This is a genomic window from Mesorhizobium sp. C264A, from assembly GCF_040324515.1.
Classification (GTDB): domain Bacteria; phylum Pseudomonadota; class Alphaproteobacteria; order Rhizobiales; family Rhizobiaceae; genus Mesorhizobium.
In genome coordinates this window covers 35,332-54,429 of record NZ_JAMYVY010000001.1, presented here as the reverse complement: position 1 = coordinate 54,429, position 19,098 = coordinate 35,332, and the positions used below count along the sequence as shown (strand labels likewise).

16 protein-coding genes are annotated in these 19,098 nt (G+C 57.3%); 9 read left to right on the top strand and 7 right to left on the bottom strand.

The window, feature by feature from the left end; genetic code table 11:
• Window position 1: 1 nt before the first annotated feature.
• The 3 genes from NKL04_RS00255 to NKL04_RS00245 all read right to left on the bottom strand — a co-directional run bounded on the left by NKL04_RS00255 (window position 2) and on the right by NKL04_RS00245 (window position 3,896).
• A complete protein-coding gene (locus NKL04_RS00255; RefSeq protein WP_023686269.1) occupies window positions 2–940 on the bottom strand; it encodes an ABC transporter permease in 939 nt (312 codons plus the stop codon).
• A 64-nt stretch (window positions 941–1,004) separates the two neighbouring features.
• On the bottom strand, window positions 1,005–2,567 hold the full coding sequence (locus tag NKL04_RS00250; protein WP_031202376.1) for an ABC transporter substrate-binding protein: 1,563 nt from the start codon (window positions 2,565–2,567) through the stop codon (window positions 1,005–1,007).
• A gap of 171 nt (window positions 2,568–2,738) precedes the next feature.
• Window positions 2,739–3,896 carry an NAD(P)/FAD-dependent oxidoreductase gene (locus tag NKL04_RS00245; protein WP_081727304.1) on the bottom strand — a complete coding sequence of 386 codons (1,158 nt, stop codon included), beginning with the start codon at window positions 3,894–3,896 and terminating at the stop codon, window positions 2,739–2,741.
• Window positions 3,897–4,123: 227 nt separating this feature from the next.
• Between NKL04_RS00245 and NKL04_RS00240 the strand changes: the two genes are divergently transcribed.
• Window positions 4,124–5,134 carry an ornithine cyclodeaminase family protein gene (locus tag NKL04_RS00240; protein WP_050593520.1) on the top strand — a complete coding sequence of 337 codons (1,011 nt, stop codon included), beginning with the start codon at window positions 4,124–4,126 and terminating at the stop codon, window positions 5,132–5,134.
• A 4-nt stretch (window positions 5,135–5,138) separates the two neighbouring features.
• Window positions 5,139–6,275: an aminotransferase class V-fold PLP-dependent enzyme gene (locus NKL04_RS00235; protein ID WP_023699720.1), complete on the top strand. Its 1,137-nt coding sequence runs from the start codon at window positions 5,139–5,141 to the stop codon at window positions 6,273–6,275.
• A gap of 39 nt (window positions 6,276–6,314) precedes the next feature.
• Here NKL04_RS00235 and NKL04_RS00230 read toward each other — a convergent pair whose 3' ends face one another.
• Window positions 6,315–6,770, bottom strand: coding sequence for a RidA family protein (locus NKL04_RS00230; RefSeq protein WP_245261772.1), 456 nt, complete (start codon window positions 6,768–6,770; stop codon window positions 6,315–6,317).
• Window positions 6,771–6,810: 40 nt separating this feature from the next.
• On the bottom strand, window positions 6,811–7,779 hold the full coding sequence (locus NKL04_RS00225) for a LysR family transcriptional regulator (protein WP_023699721.1): 969 nt from the start codon (window positions 7,777–7,779) through the stop codon (window positions 6,811–6,813).
• 684 nt (window positions 7,780–8,463) lie between these two features.
• On the opposite strand from NKL04_RS00225, the gene NKL04_RS00220 reads away from it, so the two are divergent.
• The 6 genes from NKL04_RS00220 to NKL04_RS00195 are packed head-to-tail and all read left to right on the top strand — an operon-like array spanning window position 8,464 to window position 13,871.
• Entirely contained in the window at window positions 8,464–10,035 is a 1,572-nt protein-coding gene (locus NKL04_RS00220) for an ABC transporter substrate-binding protein (RefSeq protein ID WP_023686273.1), read from the top strand.
• A gap of 21 nt (window positions 10,036–10,056) precedes the next feature.
• Window positions 10,057–10,389, top strand: a complete 333-nt coding sequence (locus NKL04_RS00215) for an ABC transporter permease family protein (RefSeq protein WP_352629518.1) — start codon at window positions 10,057–10,059, stop codon at window positions 10,387–10,389.
• Window positions 10,386–10,991, top strand: a complete 606-nt coding sequence (locus NKL04_RS00210; RefSeq protein WP_352629521.1) for an ABC transporter permease — start codon at window positions 10,386–10,388, stop codon at window positions 10,989–10,991. The genes NKL04_RS00215 and NKL04_RS00210 overlap by 4 nt, the downstream gene beginning before the upstream one ends.
• Window positions 10,988–11,908, top strand: a complete 921-nt coding sequence (locus NKL04_RS00205; RefSeq protein ID WP_023683345.1) for an ABC transporter permease — start codon at window positions 10,988–10,990, stop codon at window positions 11,906–11,908. The genes NKL04_RS00210 and NKL04_RS00205 overlap by 4 nt, the downstream gene beginning before the upstream one ends.
• Window positions 11,905–12,894, top strand: a complete 990-nt coding sequence (locus NKL04_RS00200) for an ABC transporter ATP-binding protein (protein WP_023683346.1) — start codon at window positions 11,905–11,907, stop codon at window positions 12,892–12,894. The genes NKL04_RS00205 and NKL04_RS00200 overlap by 4 nt, the downstream gene beginning before the upstream one ends.
• 5 nt (window positions 12,895–12,899) lie before the next feature.
• Complete coding sequence (locus NKL04_RS00195; protein WP_031198302.1) at window positions 12,900–13,871, top strand: ABC transporter ATP-binding protein; 972 nt, start codon at window positions 12,900–12,902, stop codon at window positions 13,869–13,871.
• A gap of 156 nt (window positions 13,872–14,027) precedes the next feature.
• Here NKL04_RS00195 and NKL04_RS00190 read toward each other — a convergent pair whose 3' ends face one another.
• On the bottom strand, window positions 14,028–15,227 hold the full coding sequence (locus tag NKL04_RS00190; protein WP_023683349.1) for a trans-sulfuration enzyme family protein: 1,200 nt from the start codon (window positions 15,225–15,227) through the stop codon (window positions 14,028–14,030).
• Window positions 15,228–15,968: 741 nt separating this feature from the next.
• Complete coding sequence (locus NKL04_RS00185; RefSeq protein WP_023686274.1) at window positions 15,969–16,844, bottom strand: LysR substrate-binding domain-containing protein; 876 nt, start codon at window positions 16,842–16,844, stop codon at window positions 15,969–15,971.
• Between the two features lie 416 nt (window positions 16,845–17,260).
• Here NKL04_RS00185 and NKL04_RS00180 point away from each other — a divergent pair, with 416 nt between their 5' ends.
• Complete coding sequence (locus NKL04_RS00180) at window positions 17,261–18,661, top strand: M20/M25/M40 family metallo-hydrolase (RefSeq protein ID WP_023686275.1); 1,401 nt, start codon at window positions 17,261–17,263, stop codon at window positions 18,659–18,661.
• The last annotated feature ends 437 nt before the right edge of the window (window positions 18,662–19,098 follow it).

The following is a 19,098-nucleotide window of genomic DNA, read 5'->3' as shown; positions in this document are numbered from 1 at the left end:
ATCAGGCCCTCGCAGCTCGACGTTGAAGCGGATCGACGACAATGACGATCAGGTCGACGACGAGATTCACCACAATGAACAGCACGGAGAAGATCAGCAGGCACGCCTGCAGTACTGGGAGATCCCGGAAGCGAGCTGCCTCAACAAAATAGGCGCCAAGACCTTGCCACGAAAAAATCGGTTCGATGATGAACGCGTTGGGCACCATCTGGGCCAGCGCCATTCCAAACGCTGTCAAAACGACCGGGACGATATTCGGCAAGGCGTCGCGAAACAGAATTCTTCGTCTGCTGAAGCCTTTGCTGATCGCGGTGATGACATAAGGCTTGCTCATAGTTTCCTCCAGCGCGACCCGTGCGACGCGGCTGAGGAGCGCACCTGGAACAACCCCAATGGCGATGCTCGGCAAAATCCAACTGGAAAGTCCCCTGAAGCCGAAAGTGGGAAACACGTTCCACGTCACGCCGAACGCATAAATGAGCATTGATGCTAGGAAAAATTTTGGGATCGACACGTTCAAAACGGCGAAGGCGCGGATCATCCGGTCTGTCGTTCCGTTAGGCCACATGGCACCCATGAAGCTGAGCCCGACACCAACGATCAGCATGACAATGCCGCCGCCAGCAATAAGAACCAGAGTGGGCTCAAGGCGTTCCATTATGGCTTCTGAGACCGGCTGACCGGTTCGCAGCGACCTTCCGAAATCGCCCTGCAACACATCGCCGAGCCAGTGCACATATCGCAATGGCAGCGGATCGTTCAGGCCGTATTCGATCGCCACCTGCTCAACGACCTTGTGCGACACAAAGCCGCCTCTCAACTCAGCTATGAGCGCGGCCACGTTTCCGGGAAACGCTGCGATCAAGATGAAAGAGAACACAGAGGCGATGGCGATGAGGATGGCGGCGGAAACACCGCGCTTCATGGCTATTCTCAGCATGGCGAACCTTTGGCTTTCCTGAGACTGCGGGTGCCTCGGCGCGAAGCCGAGGCACAGGTACAGCTTAAAGAGATATGCCTTTCAGCGGCATCTCGTATTCTGTCGCGGGTATGGCAAAAGCCTTGACGCGATCATTGTGCGCCCAGATTCGCTGGGCGTGGAACAGCGGCATCATCGCCCAGTTGTCATGCAGCCAGGTGAAAACGGCCTGGAATGCCTCAGCCCGCTCGGGCTCCGGAGCCGAGAGTGCCTTGAGGATCAGTGGGTCAACCGCCTTGTCCTCGTAGATCTTTCCGTCCGTTCCCGGTTCGATCGTCGAGAGGACCATCAAACCAATTGAATTGAAGGGGTCATACGGCGCGCCGTTGGTTATAAACAGCGAGAGATCATACTTGAACTCCGGAATATCACCGTGACGCGTAGCGTGGTCGACGTTGCGCAACTTCACGCCGATACCGGCTTCCGAAAGCAACGCCTGTATAACCTCGCCTAGGGCCCGGGAGCTCGGGACCGCGTCTTCGGATATGACAAGATCGATGTTCAGCTGCTTGCCGTCCTTGGATCGGACAGGCTCTCCAACCCAACCGGCCTCGTCGAGCAGGCTCTTAGCTTTTTCCAGGTCACGCTTCGGAACTTCAAATCGGGTTCCCGAATAGGCGATCACCTCGGGATAAAGGTTCATCGTAGGCGTGGCAAAACCCTTCATCACTGCCTTGCAGATGCCCTCGCGGTCGATAAGCAGGTTGAACGCCTCGCGAACACGCACATCCTTAAAAGTATCGATGCGCGGGTTGAAGCCGAGCACAATCGTATCCGTGCCCGTGTCGGTCACCACGGTCATGCCGGAAGACTCAAGGGTCTTCGCATCCTGAGGACTGACGGGAGCGATGAACTGTCCGCCCATCGCGTCGATGTCGCCTGCTCGTAGCGCCGACATCCGACTGCGTGCGTCCGGCATGACAATCAGCGAAACCTTGTCAACAGAAGGCTTTGCCCCCCAGTACTTTTCGTTGGGAATGAGGTCGGTGCCCTCAGGCGCGTCCTTCTCGATCTTCCACGGACCGGTTCCCACAGGAGATGCGTACTTACCCTCTCCATCAACTGCTTTAGGGCTCAGGAACCTTACGGGCCTGACATAGGAAAACTCTACGAGAGCCGTGGGAGTCGGCTGCTTGAAATGGATTGCGATCGTCATCGGGTCGACGATCTCGATCTTGTCGAGATTCGCGCTGATACGCATCCAGTTGTAGTCTTCCTTCGGAAGCCAGCGATCCAGATTCCACTTTGCCGCTTCGGCGTTCCAAGGCTCGCCATCCGTGAACGTCACCTCGGGGCGAAGCTTGAACGTGTATACTTTGTCATCGGGTGACTTGTCCCACGAGGCAGCCAGAGCCGGTTCGATCTTGCCGCCCGAAGAGTAGTGCACGAGCGGGTCGAAGATCATATCCTGCACGGCGAAGATGCCGACATAACGCTGCGGATCGAGATTTCCCGCTGCGCGACCGATCGGCAGTCGCAACGTGTTGCCTTCTTCTGCCGAAGCTTGATTCGTACCAACACCGGTGACCAAGAGGCCGCCAATGGCCGCCGATCCCAGCAATAGAGTTCTGCGTGAAAGAAGTGTCATCTGAGTTCCCCTGTTATGGTTATGACCTGTCTTCTGCGTAGCCTTCGACCCTTGCGCTTCCTTTTGATTGTCGCCCCTTTCCGAGGCTGCGCTCATTTGTTCGATTCGAATTCCGGACTGGTTGATCTCCTACGGCAGCGCCACACCTCGGTGCTTGACTTGCCTGAATGCTCAGTCGTGGCTGGGGCCGGCAACCGCGGATTTGGGTACGACGCTGCCAGGGGCTCCGCCGAAGAAGCGCGCTGGTCTGAACATGGCGAGTTCTTCGCGGATGTTCCCGTGAACAATCTCATCAGCCAGCAACCGCGCCATCTGCGGGGCGATCGTGACACCGCTATGTGTCACGCCAACATAATACCCATCGACTTGCGGCATCGGGCCGGCGCAGCTCAATCCGTCGCCGGGAATCGGGCGAACCGTCGTCCTGACGGCCTCGATGCTGACTGCCTCGAGCGCTGGAAGCAGCTCACGTGCAGCATTGAGGATGGTGGTCGCTTCGATGCCATCGGGCCGAAGCAGTTTCGGTTCGGAGAGCTGATCGTCGACTGATATTTTATGAAGCATCAGGCGGCCTGCGCCGTCGGGACGGACATCGAGATCGTCAGCGTGGAACTGCCGTCTCAAGGTCATCGCCACTGGCTGAGTGAACGCCAGAACGCCGATTGACGACTTCATTGGGATGCCGGGAATCTCGCCCAAGCTGTCTTTGGATGCCCCCCCTGCGCAATTCACCACAATGTCAGCTTCAAATCGTTCGCCGGCCGCCGTGCGCACGCCTGAAACGCGTCCAGACCGCGTCTCCAACGACTTGACTTGCGTGCCGGTGTACACCTGCGCGCCCCAGCGTTCGCACGCACTGCGCAACAGGCAAGCTGCGTACAGAACTGGATCGATCCAGCCCTCTTCGGGGTAATAGACGATAGGCGCCTCACCTATCGCCCGAACATCGAGGTCGGGCTCCATCGCGGCAACGCGATCCCGGGAGATGAAATCGACGCCATACCCCCATTCCTGTTCAAGCTTTACTCCCGCCAGCTGCTTTGCCTGTGCAGCCTCCGTGGTCCACCATTCGAAACTGCCTGTTTGGTTGAACCAGCCCGCGCCCTCGAACTCACGGGCGAGATCGATATAGGCGCGCATACCAGCGACATTGAGCGCATGGTATTCGCGAGGTCTTTTGCCGTTGGCATTGGTCCAAGCAAAACTTACCGCGGAAGCGCCAGAAGCAACTCTACCCTGCTCAAGGACAGAAACTTTCGCTCCCGCTTTCGCCAACTCGTATGCAACGGAGGTACCAATAACTCCTGATCCTATAACGATAGCACGCATATATTATTGCTCCGAGCGCTTTATCCCAGGAATGCTTTCGGCATCTCAGCATGCAGCCGAGTTCGTCTTGGAAGCGGCTGTCTCTGCTGGCGTATTCTGCTGAGAGCGACATGCATCGTCAACGATCCAGCAACGTGTGGTTTATGCTTTAAAGTTATGAACTTCGCGGATGAGTCCGGTAGTGCCGGTGATAGGCTGCACGAAAATTGCCCAGGGACGCATGCATCATGAGTGCCGATCATCAAGCACCAGCTTTTATGGTGCTCGACAAAAATGCCATTCGAGCTGCGCTCTCGATCGAACTGTCGCTCGAGATCGCAGAAGCAGCCCTACGCAAGACGTCGAACGGCGTTGCGAGCCAAGATGTCCGACGAACGCTGACGCTGCCTGGGTCGGAAGGAACTTGCCTATCCGTAATGTACGCGGCGCTCTCCGACCGTGACCTGTTCGGTGCGAAAGTCCTCTCTATCTTTCCTGACAACTTCGCCCTGGGGCTGCCTTCTCATCGAGGAGCTATCATCCTCTTTGATAAGGAAAATGGCAGTCCGGTTGCACTGGTCGATGGCGGGGAATTGACCGCCTGGCGCACAGCGGCAGCGAGTGCCGTCGCTACCAGAGCACTATCTCGCGCCGACTCCTCAATCCTTGCGATCTTTGGATATGGCGAACAGGCGCGACGCCACATAGAAACGATCTCGAAGGTGCGGCCTATCAAGCGGCTTCACATCTGGGGGCGAAATCCTGGGAAGGCGTCGCGTTTCGCCGAAGAACAGGCGAGCGCAGGCTTTCAGACATTGGTCTTCCCATCCGCAAGAGACGCCCTGGTAGAAGCGGACATTGTCTGCACCACAACCTCGGCGCAGGAGCCGGTACTGTTCGGCGAATGGCTGCCTCCGGGGATTCACATCAACGCCGTCGGCGCAAGCGTGTCTCAATGCCGCGAACTCGACCAGGAATGCGTGCGCAGATCGAGCATTTGGGTCGACTACATGCCAATGGCGCTCATCGCGGCCGGAGAGATGGTCGAAGCTTTCAAGCTCGGGGTTGCTAGCCGAGACGACATCCGCGGAGAAGTCGGCGCGATGTTGGAAGGCGCCATCCCCGGCCGCACTACCGATGCGGAGATCACTCTATACCGTTCTCTCGGCGTCCCGGCGCAGGATATCGAACTTGCGAATTTCGTTTACTGCGTTGCCCGCGAAAAGTCGCTTGGCACGCCCATTGATTTCGAGGTGTGATCGTATGCTGGACTGCCAACGTGATCTTTTCGATCTCCCAAGGTCGATCTCCTATCTCGACGCCGCATACATGTCTCCAATCCCGAAAATATCGCTGCAGGCTGGCATAGCCGGGACGGCGGTGAAAGCGTCGCCCTGGAAGATGTCCATCGGGTCGTACTACGACGAGGTCGAGGATGCACGGACACTGGCCGCTTCGATGATCAACGCGGATGCGGACGATATCGCAATCGTTGCTGCCACAAGCTACGGTACAGCAGTTGCCGCGGCCAACGTGCCTGTGGAGCCCGGCTCGACGATCATCCTCATGGAGAACGAACATCCGTCGCATCGGTATGTCTGGTACGAACTTGCGGAGAAAAAAGGTGCGTCGATCACAATCGCGAAACGGCCCGCCGACAATGACTGGACGTCTGCGATCATCTCGACGATCGGGTCGTCCAGCGTGCCGGTCGCTGTCGTCGCAGGTACGATGGTGCACTGGTTCGAGGGAATGTCGGTTGACCTGGAGGCAATCGCATCCGCCGCACGGGAGGTTGGCGCCTGTGTCGTCGTCGATGGAACCCAGTGGGTGGGAGCGCTGCCTTTCGATGTCAAGACGGTGCGTCCGGATTTTCTCGTTTTCGCGACCTACAAATTCCTTCTCGGGCCATATCGGCTCGCGTTTCTTTACGCGGACCGCCGATGGCATTCGACAGGCAAGCCTCTCGAACACCATTCGTGGAACCGTGTAGGCGGCGATAAATCGGACTTCTATGCGGTAGATGTGGCTGAGTTTCTACCAGGCGCCCGGCGATTTGACATGGGCGAACGCTCCGATTTCGCGGTACTGCCAGTTGCGACCGCTTCTCTTCGCCTCTTGAGTGAGTGGAGCGTCCCAACCGTGTTTTCCCGGCTTGATTACCTCAACCAATTGATCTGGGACGAAGCTGCGAAGCTCGATGTAACGGTGTCTGACAACCGCTTTCGAGCCCCGCATATTGCAATCGTCGATCTTGGCGACAGGCCGATAGAGGGACTTTCCGAACACCTCAAGAGCCAGGGAATTTTTGCGACCGTGCGTGGAAAGAAACTACGGATCTCTCCTCACGTCTATAACGACGAAGAGGATGTGAAGCGCCTCTTCGCAGCTATTGCATGAATTGCGGGGCCGCAAGACCCCTCCCCTTCGCTGACACGGTCAGACGGCGGCAGTGAATTGGATTTCCACATGGATGTCCGGGAGCGCGAAGGTCGCGCCCACGGTAGCGCGTGCGGGAGGAACCGTGCCTTCGAGCCATGTGATCCATGCCCTGTTCATCTCATCAAACTCGTTGATGTCGCGCATCCAAATTTGCGCTGACAGAATTTTCGATTTGTCCGACTGAGCCTTGCCAAGAAGCGCGTCAGCCTTCCGCAGCACCTGTAGAGTCTGCCCGAAAGCATCGGCACTTCTGTCATCGGCTGTCAGGCCCGAGAGATATGCCACCCCCTGATGGATAACCACACGGCTCAATTTTTCGTTTGTTTCTAGCCTTTGGATGTCTGACATCAATTTGGTTTCCATTGCTGTTGCATCGGCGGCCAGAGCTTGCTGAACTAGCTTTTTGCTGCCGCCAGATGCGGCGACAGTCGCTTCGGGATCAAAATCGGTCAATTGAGTTGGGGCCGCACGCATCGGGCGAAAAGTTATGAACTCAGCGCACGAGGTTCAGGATGCCTTCCTCTACCCCGTTCATATAGCTGCGCGTGCCCTGGATGAGATGTTCGGTGAACGCATCGGCTGCCGTGGATGCGATCACGCCCCATGGTCGATAGACACTGAGATTGAGATCGAGATGAGGCCGGAAATCCCTGATCTCGATCGGTAGGTCGCGCGCCGTCCAGGCGGACAAGCGATCAACGACGGTTACGCCCATGCCGCACGCCACAAGACTGATGCAGGTACTTGAAAGGCTCGACTCCACTTTGAGTGAACGGTTCACCCCACGCTCCACGCACAAGGCGTCGAGTTGCCGCCGCATTGGATCTGATGATCCCATCGAAATGAAGTTGATGCCGTCGAGATCGTCCGCCTGAATGACCTGCAATTGTGAGAGCTTGTGGCCGGCAGGCATCACGCAAACCGGCGGAGTTGCCGTCAAGGCGCGGCGAACGATTGATGGGTTTTCTTCCGATGAGGTAACGCCGATTCCGATGTCCAACTGGTTACGGCTCGCCCGCTGGATAACGGTTATCGAGCTCCGGATCTCCAGCGAGATCGAGACTGATGGATGAAGTTGGGAAAAGCTGGTGATCAGCGACGGAAGTAACGTGAGTCCAAAAGCTGGTAATGCACATACGTTCAGCCGGCCGCTGCGTAGTTCACGGATATCTCTAGCCGCACGCGAAATAACTCGTGCCGACTCAAAAACCCGTTGCACTTCAGCGTGCAGCATATGCGCCTCCGGCGTCGGAATGAGACGTTGCCGGGTCTTCCTGAAAAGCTGGAAGCCGGCCTTCTCCGCAAGGTGCTGCAGCATCTTGCTAACGGCCGGTTGCGTGATGTCCAGAGCGTCCGCTGCCTTCGTCGTTGTTCCGTGCAGCATAACCGAGGCGAACACCTCGATTTCGCGGGGAGTGAATTCCTCGTGTTTCCCTGGATCAGTGGCACTTCGATTGCCCATCCAGAACCACCCTTGTTATCAAAAACCAGATACTTGACGCTATGGCCAGGCGAGTGTCTCTACTAATAACTTTGGGGAATAATCTCATGCAAGCAGTTCATAGATAATGAGATCATTGCCAGCCGTTCGTATCTTTGGCCCTTTTTGCAGGCGAACATGAGGGTGCGTTGTGGCCGCGCTGCCTCAAGGATGCGCCCGCAAGCCTTGCGATCCTGATCGGCGATCACACAAAATCGGAGAAAACCTCACGGGCGCTTGGGGCGATGCCTCGCCATTTCGCCTGCCCGTTACCTCGGAGAGCGGGCGGAGGGAGGCCAATCATCCCTGCGGTATGGGAGATTCTGCCAGGGTCAACGCAATCTCATTGCCCCGACTTTATGAACGTCGATGATCCCATCCTATAACCCTCGAGAATAGCTCGTGCTGATAAAAATATTAGACGGCATGATCTGCGCCATGTCACCTTCCTTAAAATTACATGTGACAGCTGGAGTGGATACCGGCCGTGCCGAATTGGAAAGAGGTTCTGCCCTTGGTTCGGACGGCGTTTGCGGAAACGATCGCGGCAACACCACTTCGGCGACTCACCAAAATAATCCGGCAAGAGGAAAGATCGGAACCGCGCGGAGGCAGCCCGTCCGGCTCGCGAGGTAAAATGGGGAAAAGGGCGATGGAGAAAGCTCAATGACACTTACGCGTCGCAACATTCTAACGTCTTTCGCCACTGCACCACTCCTGTTGGGGTTGGACGGCCTGATCAGGTCTGCCATGGCCGACAACCACACGGGAACCTTGCGTGTCGCGGTGGCCAAAGCGTCCACCAATCTGGACGCGCGTGACTATGTCGCCCAGTTCCAACTGCAAGATCTCATTTACGAGCCATTGATCAGATATGGGGAAAGGGGTGCTCCGGTACCCTGCCTCGCAGAATCCTGGAGCCTTTCCGACAACGACACTCGATTGACGCTGAATTTGCGGAAGAATGTAAGCTTTACCGACGGGCATCCCTTCGACGCGGATTCGGCTATCTGGAACCTGAAACTCTGGATGGGTGTTGCGGACAATTCCTGGATCAACGCCTCCAAGTTTTTCTCGGGTGTCCAGAAGATCGACGAGCACACGATCGAGATCAAGTTTACGCAGCCCGTACCGGGGCTCATGTATGAACTCAGCTATGTTCGGCCCGTACGTTTCCTGTCTCCCATTTCCGTCAACGAGGACGGAACCCTCAAGGCACCGGTTGGAACTGGGCCGTGGATTGTTCAAGCAAATTCGACCTCCGGCAGTTCTTTCATCCGCAATGATAAATATTGGGGAGATAAGCCATCTTTTTCCGGGATCGAGATTACCGTTATGCCGGATTCTCGTTCCCGTGTTGATGCCATGCGTTCTGATGAACTGGACATTGTCGGCGGCGGAGCCGCTGCGCTGACATCGCAGGAGGCGGACACCTTGCGGCGGGCGGGAATCAACGTCATCACCGCGCAGGGCTCGATGACGATGGTGCTTTCCTTCAATACTCAAAGGAACCCCGCCCTTGCGGAGAAGGCCGTACGACAGGCGATTGATGTTGGCTACGACCGGACTGCCGTATCGGCTGTGCTCTTCAATGGCGACGCCGCTCCGGCTGGTGATCTTCTCGGGCCCACCGTGCCCTTGTCTGGCACGAGGCATGACGCACCCGTTCGCGACGTCGAGCAAGCGAAGCAACTGCTCGAGAACGCCGGTTGGACGGGCGCGCCGTACCGCTCGAAGAGTGGCAAGAACTTGTCCCTGGAGCTTCTAGTTTCAGACGATTTTATCGCCGGCTCCAAGGTGTTTGGCGAAATTCTTCAGCAGCAGCTTGGTGAAATAGGCATAAACGTCACGGTGCATTCCGTCGACCATGCCTCCCGCCATTCCGAGATTCCTAAGCGCGAATATGACATCGCAATCTTTCAGACCTATGGCGCTCCCTATGATCCATTCGGCTCGGTGACACTTCTGTTCCTATCCACGATAGAAAGCGGGTCCGACGGCAAGGTCGCGCTCGATCCAAGTCTGGATCCACTCATCGCAGCTGCCACTGAAGCGGTGGGAGTTGAAGCTCAGTTGGCCGCATTGCAGGTCTTCTACGACAAGCTTCGTGAAGATGTCCTATATTCACCAGTCCTCTACCCGCCGACATATTGGGCAGCTTCGAGTCGGGTCGAAGGCTTCAACGTCCCTCCCACCGATACAGAATTCCCCTATCGAGGTATGGTGTTGAAGTCTTAGTTTCGGGGAGGTGGCTTGTTCATGTTTATTTATCTGAGGCGCCGATTGCGAAACTCAGCACTGCTGCTGCTGATGGCGTCAGTATTGTGTTTCGGGCTCGTCGTGGCTGCCCCGGGAAATGTCGCGCAGCTCATCGCCGAGCTGCGCTTTCCGGGCGCATCCAAGGCTATGGTAGACCAGGTCGCGCAGGAGCTCGGGCTGAACGATCCTGTTCCTGTTCGCTATTGGCACTGGTTGCAAGGCGTCGCTCAAGGTGACTTCGGCATTGCCTATATAACAGGCGAAGATGTCGGCAACGCCATCAGAGACAGGGTTCCGACCACGATGAAACTCATTCTCGGGGGAGCATCGTGACGATAGTCTTGTCGGCAGCGATGGGACTGATCGGTGCGGCTTGGCCAGGACGTTTCCCCGACCACATAGTGCGGCTCATGGCTCTGCTAGGCGCGTCGACACCAGTGTTTTTCGGAGGCGCAGTTCTGATCCTGATTTTCGCCGTCAATTTGCGATGGTTGCCTTCGTTTGGCGACAGCTCCATTTTGAGTTGGGTACTCCCATCAATCGCGATGGCGGCGCCTTCCGCTGCTGTGCTTTCTCGTGTGCTCCGGATCGGCATTTCCGAAGCGATGACACGGCCTTATGCCCTGACGGCGCGCGCGAAGGGGTTCTCGGTCCTGCATATCATGCTCCGCGATGCCTTACCCAATGCAGTTCCCGCATATGTCAGCGCGCTGGGCAACATGATCGGCTCGATGACTATCGGAGCGATCATCGTCGAACCGCTTTTCGCCCTTCACGGCATAGGCGAGCTCTTTGTATCAGGCGTTCGCACCAGAGATTTCATGGTCATGCAGGCCTGTCTCCTGGCGTTTGTACTGTATGTCTCGCTGGTGAACCTGATAGCCGACTTGCTGATGATTGCGGCGGACCCTAAGCTGCGGAGGCAGGTGGCATGAAGCGCTTTTGGCATTCCGTTGGAGAGGCGTTCAGCAACTTTCCAAAGTCCGCGCTGATTGGGGTAGGTCTGTTTCTCTTTCTAGGAGCATTCGGTCCGTGGCTGGTCCCCCACGACCCCAACCTACAGGATCTTACTGCTCGCTTCGCCGGTCCCTCAGCCGATCATTGGCTCGGGACGGACCATATCGGCCGCGATGTCTTCTCGCGCTTGATTGTATCGGCTCGAACAACAGTCGTCGCAATGACCATTGTCGTGACTTTCAAGCTCCTTATCGGAGTCACGCTGGGTACTTTCGCCGGCTTCGTCAAAGGGCGGACCGAAGAGATCCTGATGCGCTTCGTGGAACTCTTCATGGCGCTTCCGTCGCTCATCATAGCTCTCGCAATCATCGGCATGCTCGGAACGGGCTACTGGAACATGGTGCTGGCGCTGATCCTGGCGTTCTGGGCAGGTTCCACTCGCGTCGCCCGCGGCGTGGCGATCGGGATATTGAACCGGCCGCATATCGAAGCACTCCGGGTTCTTGGGGCCAGCCCGCTGCGAATCTATTTCCGTCATCTGCTTCCATCAACGCTAGGAATGGTGCTGGTCTATGTTTCAGCGGATGCAGGAGGGATTGCACTATCAATTGCGACTCTTTCGTTTCTCGGACTGGGCATACAACCGCCCACTCCGGAGTGGGGGCAGATGCTCGTTGATGCGTTGCCGTACCTCGATCTCAATCCGTGGATGGTATTGCTTCCCGGCTTTGCGATCACAGGAGTCGTCGTCAGCTTCAACTTGCTTGGCGAAGCGATTGCACTGAACCGTGTGCCGCGCGACTTGCGACGTTCGGTTTTGCGGCGCGGCCGGCTTGTCGCTGCCTCATGGGAACGAGCACCAATCGAAGATCCGAAAAAGCGGATTGCGACATGAGCACAGATAAAGTTCTGGAGGTAAGAGACCTCAGTGTCGATCTCTTCACCAAGAATGGTGCACTTAGGCCTGTTGACCGGGTCAGCTACAGCGTGCGCAGGGGAGAGACGCTAGCCATTGTCGGCGAGAGCGGCTCCGGCAAGACTGTGATGAACTTCGCGCCACTCGACCTTATGCCAGTTGGGCTGGCGGTCCAGATCAGCGGTTCATTCAACATCGCCGGTACTAATATTGCAGCCTTGCCGCCTTCCAGCCTGCGCCATGTTCGTGGGAAATCGGTTGGAGTGATTTTCCAAGATCCGATGAGCGCCCTGAATCCGGTCAGGCGGGTGGGCCGACAGATCGCGGAGGTGGCGCAAAAGCAGCTAGGCTTGACCACCCGGCAAGCTGAGAAGCGCGCTGAGGAATTGCTCTCCCTGGTAGGAATGTCGGACCCAGTCCAGCGCATGAGACAATATCCTCATGAACTGTCGGGGGGTCTACGACAGCGCGTCATGATTGCGATTGCGGTTGCGAGCGAGCCGCCTCTGCTAATCGCGGACGAGCCGACAACGGCGCTGGACGTGACGATCCAGGCGCAAATACTCAAGCTCCTGCAAAGCCTTCAGAAAAGATTGAACATGGGTATCGTGCTGATCACGCACGATATGGGCGTCGTTGCCGCCATCGCGCATCAGGTCGCCGTGATGTATGCGGGACGTATTGTGGAGTACGGCCCCGTAGCGGACGTACTAGTGTCACCCTCCCATCCTTATACCTGTGGTTTGGTCGACGCGATTCCAAGAGAGGAAGATCCTTCCGGGTCACCCTTCAGGGGAATTGCCGGGCTTCCGCCGAGCATGGGAGCGCCTCTGGAGGCATGCGCATTCGCCGAGCGGTGCGCATTTACCCAGCCGGTTTGTCTCAACGGCCGGCCCCAACTGCACTCCATTCCGCAATCATCTGTTTCGATGGCGTGCACTGTAAAATACGAGCAACTGAGGTAGGGACAGTGAAAAGCATCCTCGAGGTAAAGGACCTGACCACCCGCTATAAAAGCGGGGAACGGGACAAATGGATCACCGCTGTCGATAACGTTTCAGTTCACCTAAATGCCGGCGAGATCGTTGGACTTGTCGGCGAATCCGGGTGCGGCAAATCCTCTCTCGGACGAACCATAGTTGGTCTCGAGAATCATCAGCATGGCAGCGTAGTGCTGGACGGCACCGATCTTTCAACCCTCCGGGGGCGCGCGCTACGAGATCGGCGACGTACAATCCAGTACATCTTTCAAGATCCCTATGCCAGCCTCTCCGAACGTCAGACCGTCGGTGAGACCCTGGCCGAGGCACTTGTCATTGCCGGCAAGGTTTCGGCCAAGCAAATCGACACCAAGGTCGGCAAGTTGCTCGATCAGGTTGGGTTACCCTCCCAAATGAATAGCCGGTTTCCTCGCGAACTGTCGGGTGGACAAAGGCAGCGGGTCGCAATCGCCAGGGCCTTGGCGGTCGAACCGAAGGTGTTGATATGCGATGAGCCTGTGTCCGCTCTTGACCTGTCAATCCGGGCTCAAGTCATGAATCTTTTCTTGGAGCTGCAGCGTGATCTGGGGGTGGCGATGCTTTTCATTGCTCACGACCTAGCGCTGGTTCGACAGGCCGTGACGCGGCTCTATGTGATGTATCTCGGGAAAATCGTCGAGGAGGGTACGAGCGAGGAGGTCTATCGGACACCTCAGCACCCTTACACCCGGGCTCTGTTAGCTTCGGTTCTGCAATCGGATCCTCGTGTTGCCGCTGAACGGGGACTTGTCACGCTGGCGGGCGAAATCCCCAGCCCGATCAATCCTCCCTCCGGTTGCCGGTTCCACTCGCGATGTCCGATTGCGCAGAGCATTTGTTCGCAGACCCCTCCTGAGATGAAGAGTGGTGGCCGCGGACGTCAGTTCGCGTGTCATTTCGGCACCGATTTGAAGGCGGCGTGACCGACAGGAACTGTGCGCTTCCAGAATGGATCGCAAATGGGGAGCGGCCTGCTGGCTCCGGTCTCGCCTCGATCGCGTTGTCATGCCTGCGGAGAAAGTCCGGGCGCACCAGCTTTCTCCCCTCTCTCCATGAGTCACGTCGACGACCGGAAACAACTAGCCGTGGACGGCGCTGCGCGGTTCATTTCTCTCGCCGTCGATCAACACCGCGAAGAAGCGCTGCAAATCTTCCTCAAGATCGTCAGGGTGTTCAAGCCCGACATTCAAGCGAAAGAGATAGTCCGGACCCGTCCAAGGCCGAACCGTTCGCAGTGCCTTCACGGTTGATGGCGCGATCAGGCTCTTGGTTCCTCCCCAAGAAGCGCCAATGGAAATTATCTGTAAGGCGTCCAATGCAGCGAATGCTTGGCCCGCATACTGTTCCTTCAGTATGAACGTGAAGACACCGCAGGAGCCGCTGAAGTCTCGCTTCCAGATTTCGTGGCCAGGGCTGCCAGGCAGCGCAGGGTGGATCACCGTTTCCACGCATGGATGTTCGGCTAGCCAAGCCGCGATGCGAAGGCCGGATGTGTCGGATCTTGCGAGGCGTATTGCCAAGGTCTCCAGTCCGCGAGCCAGAAGCACACAGTCGTCAGGCGACGTGCCGATGCCCAGTCTTCCAAGAGAGGCTTTGATTTTCAGGCCCAAGGCGTCGTCCCTTGTGGTGATCGAGCCCAAGACCAGGTCGGAGTGACCGGAGAAATGTTTGCTGAGAGCTTCCGCAACAATATCCACGCCATGGCGGATCGGCCTGAAATTGAGGGGAGAAGCCCATGTGTTATCGCACCCGACGAGTGCGCCTTTGGCGTGAGCTATCAGGACAATCGCCGGAATGTCTTGCATCTCCAGCGTTATTGACCCTGGAGACTCTGTCCAGACGAGGCGCGTGCGCGCATCAATCAGGGAATCCAGTGCGCGCAAGTCGACGGGATCGTAGAAGACGGCCTCAATGCCAAGCGACGCCAACTCATGGGTGGCAAAATCGCGCACGGGGCCATACACGGTGTCGGGTATGAGTACTTTCTCGTGTGCGGCAACAAGGGCCAGCATGGAACAAGCGACAGCAGCTTGACCGGAAGGCACCAGCAGTGTGCGGGCGCCCTCTTCCAGTTCGGTGATCTTCTTCTCCAAGTACCGATGAGTGGGCGTTCCATAGAGCCCGTAAACATATCCATCAGCACTGCGCTCGAACCGGGCGGCGAAGGACGCGGCATCCGGATACCGGATTGTCGAGGCGCGATGTATCGGAACGGTCAGGCTGTCATAGCCTTCCAGGCTCACCGCGAACCTCGCCACCGATCTTGTGTCATCATGCATTCGATCCCGTCTCCGTTAATGACGCCATTGTTGACATGCGGGGATGTATCCCGTCCAATAGCAACAAATGGCGCTGCTATTCTCTTAGGTTATGGGCCTACGGAGTTCTCTGGAGCGCGGGTCGGCTTCAAGTCCGCCATTCGGCGCTTTGCCGTCGCAACAAGAGCATGCGATGCATGCGAGTGCTGCACTTAGCAGAAGGCATCATTTCGAGACCTGTTCGCAACAGCTTGAGAGACGCAATTCGAGGTCATCCAGAAGACCTTGCGTGCGGCCCGAGCCAATTGTGAGCTACGATGGGGCACCGTTGGTGTGCCTTCCATTGTCGAGCGCCGAGCCCGTGTAGGAGGTCGTGATCGCGCATCCCGGTGAGGCGACGCTTTCTCAGCCGCCGGCCACCCAATAACCTGACGGAATAGGAGGCCTAAATCTTACCATTGGACGAACCTGTGCGTCCTTCCCATGATGCAGTCGATGGACGAGTGGTGGGAATACTTTCAAGCTTGAGCAGCCGATACTCGCAACGGCACGCCGCTTCTCTTCATCAACTAGTTGGATGCATCTCAGCCGGGAAGCGTGTTGGTGAAAGGTGGGTTGCAGGGTTTCGTGGAGCGGGATGTGAGCCGTGGAAGTGTGATGGAGGGAACTCTTCACGTAAAGGACTGGTCATCGGAGCAGGCAAGAGCCGATGCAGATCCACTCATCCGGAAGCAACCTGACGCACGAGTGTGTTCGACCATTTCAGATCGCGGCTCGCAAATCCTCGAGGAACTCCGCAATAATACGAGAGGGGAGACGATTGGGCGGCCTGATCAAGAGGGTTCGAAAGTAAAGTGCGGGCTCGAACGGCCGCAAGGTCAGCCCGCGGCCCTCATACGGCTGTGCGGTCAAAGGATCGACAAGGCCGACGCCGACACCAGCAGCCACCATCGCACAGATCGTTGTCGAATAGGGCGTTTCCATCACAGTTCGCACCGCGACGCCGGCTTCCTTGAGAACGTGCTCGGCGTCGCGTCGGGTCGTGTCTTCCGGGGCGAGAGCGATAAATGGACAGCCGGCAAGATCGATTGGGCGGATGATGTCCAAGGACTCGAGTGGATGTCCCTTGGGCACCGCCACGGCTACTGGAAACTGCGCAAACTCGCTCACCTCAACACCCGTGCGATCGATCTCGTCAGCGACAATCCCGAGGTCGAACTGGCCGGAAGCGACGAGGTCGCGCACATTAGAGGACATGCGCGTCTGGAAGGTGACGGCGATGTTCGGATTTCGATCCATAAAGGCGCGAAGGGCGCGCGGAAGAACATTGGTCGAGAGCGCCGAAAGACAAGCGATCCTGAGTTCGCCGGAGCCGTAGTCTCGAATGCGGGCGGCCGCCCCCCTGAGATGGCTGAGGCCAACAAAAGCCTGTTCGACCTCGCGGAAGAAAAGCTGTCCCTCGGGAGTAGGGTGGAGTCTACCCTTGATCCGCTGGAAGAGATCGAAACCAAGCGAGCGTTCCAGCTCTTGGATCATCTTGCTGACCGCTGGCTGGGACACATGCAAAACGTCAGCCGCGCGGGCCGTGGTACCGTTGGTCATCACTACCCGGAAGACCTCAACCTGCCGAAAATTCATCGATGCCGCCACTTCAATTCAATAACTCACGCGAATAGATGTGCGGAAAATTCGCGTCCTTTTCGATCGAAATCCGTACAGCGTTCACAGTGGTTTGGAAAGGCGCTCTCATCCAATTCGTTGTTACACCCCAAGGGCCAACCGAGGACTTTGCATCTCTTGGTGTTGGAGTGCATCCAGCGCCTGTCCATCGACGGCTTCCGAAGCGCGACGTCATGGCCAGGGGCCCGACGCAACATTGCGCCTGAGTATCGGCCTGGAGGACGAAGGCGAGCTCTGGGGCGATATCGAGCGCCTCCTGACAACAAGCATGGGATCAACGGGAACGAAAAGCGCGAGCGAAGGATCTCTCAAGGTCGTCCGCTGCGTCTGACGGCGTCCGCGATAAAAATTTTTGCGCACTTAAGGTGATCAACATGCCGGATGTGGAAAATGTGCTCCGTGACATTGACGACAATTTTGAGGTTTCAGTCCGCAAACTTCTGGAGTTAATCTCTATCCCGTCGGTTTCGAACGAGATTTCGGGCGAACCAGAAATTCGTCGCGCGGCTCACTGGCTCAAGTCGGAGTTGTCAGCGATCGGGCTTTCCGCGGAGATCATCCAGACCAACGGTCACCCGGTTGTCCTCGCCAGTTCTCCCGCAGGCTCCATGATCGAGCGCCCACGTTTGCTGTTTTACGGACACTACGATGTGCAGCCGGTCGGCGACTTGAAACAATGGACGCATTCGCCGTTTGAGCCGCGCGTGATCGAGGAAGAAGATGGCGCTCATCGCTTTTACGGCCGAGGTGCATCGGACAGCAAAAGCCAGCTCTGGACGTTCATCGAGGCTCTCCGTGCATGGAAAAGTATCGAGTGCAGTTTTCCAGCCGACATCATCGTGATGCTGGAAGGGGAAGAGGAGTCGGGTTCGGCAAGTTTGCCTGCCTTCATCGAAGCGCATCGGCATGATCTTCAATGCGACGTCGCGTTCATCTGCGATGCAGAGATGTGGTCGCCCACCCAGCCAGCCATCACGACACGACTCAAGGGGCTGGTCCACGAGCGAGTGACCATCTTGGCGCCCAATCCCGATCTTCATTCAGGCCACTACGGTGCCGTGGCCGCGAACCCCATCCGCATACTGAGCAACATTCTGACAGACATTCATGACAAAGCTGGGCGAGTGCGCATTGAGGGGTTTTACGACGGAGTTCGCGAGATTCCGGATAATCTGCGTCGGCGATGGCGGGGGCTCGAACAAGACGCAGGCCGGTTTGAAGAGGTCAACCTGAGCGGCGGCATAACGGAAGAAGGATATACCACGCTGGAAGCAATGTGGGCACGCCCCACCGTCGACATGAACGGCATCACGGGAGGCAATCAAGGACCGGGCGGACGGTCAGTCTTGCCTGGAAGTGCAACAGCACGTCTCAGCTTCCGGCTCGTCGATGCACAGGAACCGGGGAAGATCCGTGCCGGGTTCAGGGCCTACGTTGAATCGAAGCTTCCGAAGGGTTGCACTGTGGAATTTGAGGGTGATGACGGCAGTCCGGCGGTAGTCCTTTCGCACGACAGCCCTTTCGTAGCTGCCGCTGCGCACGGACTGGAACGCGAGTGGGAAACACCTGCCATTCTGAGAGGGACAGGTGGTGCGATACCCTTAGTCCACCAACTAAGCGAGGTTCTTGGCGTTGAGTGCGTCGTCATCGGCTTCATCTTGCCCGGTGACTTCATCCATGCGCCAGACGAACACTACGATACGCGACGTCTACGAAAGGGCGTTCGCAGCTGGGTTAGGATCTTTGAAGAAATCCAACTGCGGATCGCAGGATAGACGCCGTGAGAGGTTCATAAGTAAAAAACCGCAGCTTTCGAAAGGCGGCGCTGACCCGATCGTTGCCGTCGGTCGGCAGCGGGAGGCATCCACACCAATCGCTGCCGGCCGGTCGGCACAATTAGCAACCTTCGGCAGTCGTTTTCATCTGCCCAGGGGCGGCGGACTTGGCGCTTGTGTCATCCTGCTGACCAGGAGCCGCCTGCTTCGCACTGCCACTCTGCTGGCCAGGCGCACAGTCCTTCGCAGAGTTCGAGTTTGTCGACTTCGTTGTGGTCGAATCCGTGTTGCTATCTGTCGTCGGCATCGTTGTGGTTGTAGTGGAGGAACCACTCGACGTCGTCCCTGTTGTCCCTGTCGTCCCGGCTAAAGCAAGCCCGGTGGAAAGAGCCATCATGGTAGTAGCAAAAAGAAGCCGTTTCATCGTTCATCTCCAA

Bases quoted from the DNA above. Each gene is read 5' to 3' on its own strand.
- NKL04_RS00220 (WP_023686273.1), top strand. From the start codon at position 8,464: ATGACACTTACGCGTCGCAACATTCTAACGTCTTTCGCCACTGCACCA.
- NKL04_RS00225 (WP_023699721.1), bottom strand. From the start codon at position 7,779: ATGGGCAATCGAAGTGCCACTGATCCAGGGAAACACGAGGAATTCACT.
- NKL04_RS00215 (WP_352629518.1), top strand. From the start codon at position 10,057: ATGTTTATTTATCTGAGGCGCCGATTGCGAAACTCAGCACTGCTGCTG.
- NKL04_RS00205 (WP_023683345.1), top strand. From the start codon at position 10,988: ATGAAGCGCTTTTGGCATTCCGTTGGAGAGGCGTTCAGCAACTTTCCA.
- NKL04_RS00245 (WP_081727304.1), bottom strand. From the start codon at position 3,896: ATGCGTGCTATCGTTATAGGATCAGGAGTTATTGGTACCTCCGTTGCA.
- NKL04_RS00190 (WP_023683349.1), bottom strand. From the start codon at position 15,227: ATGCATGATGACACAAGATCGGTGGCGAGGTTCGCGGTGAGCCTGGAA.
- NKL04_RS00180 (WP_023686275.1), top strand. From the start codon at position 17,261: ATGCCGGATGTGGAAAATGTGCTCCGTGACATTGACGACAATTTTGAG.
- NKL04_RS00240 (WP_050593520.1), top strand. From the start codon at position 4,124: ATGAGTGCCGATCATCAAGCACCAGCTTTTATGGTGCTCGACAAAAAT.
- NKL04_RS00200 (WP_023683346.1), top strand. From the start codon at position 11,905: ATGAGCACAGATAAAGTTCTGGAGGTAAGAGACCTCAGTGTCGATCTC.
- NKL04_RS00255 (WP_023686269.1), bottom strand. From the start codon at position 940: ATGCTGAGAATAGCCATGAAGCGCGGTGTTTCCGCCGCCATCCTCATC.
- NKL04_RS00250 (WP_031202376.1), bottom strand. From the start codon at position 2,567: ATGACACTTCTTTCACGCAGAACTCTATTGCTGGGATCGGCGGCCATT.
- NKL04_RS00185 (WP_023686274.1), bottom strand. From the start codon at position 16,844: ATGAATTTTCGGCAGGTTGAGGTCTTCCGGGTAGTGATGACCAACGGT.
- NKL04_RS00235 (WP_023699720.1), top strand. From the start codon at position 5,139: ATGCTGGACTGCCAACGTGATCTTTTCGATCTCCCAAGGTCGATCTCC.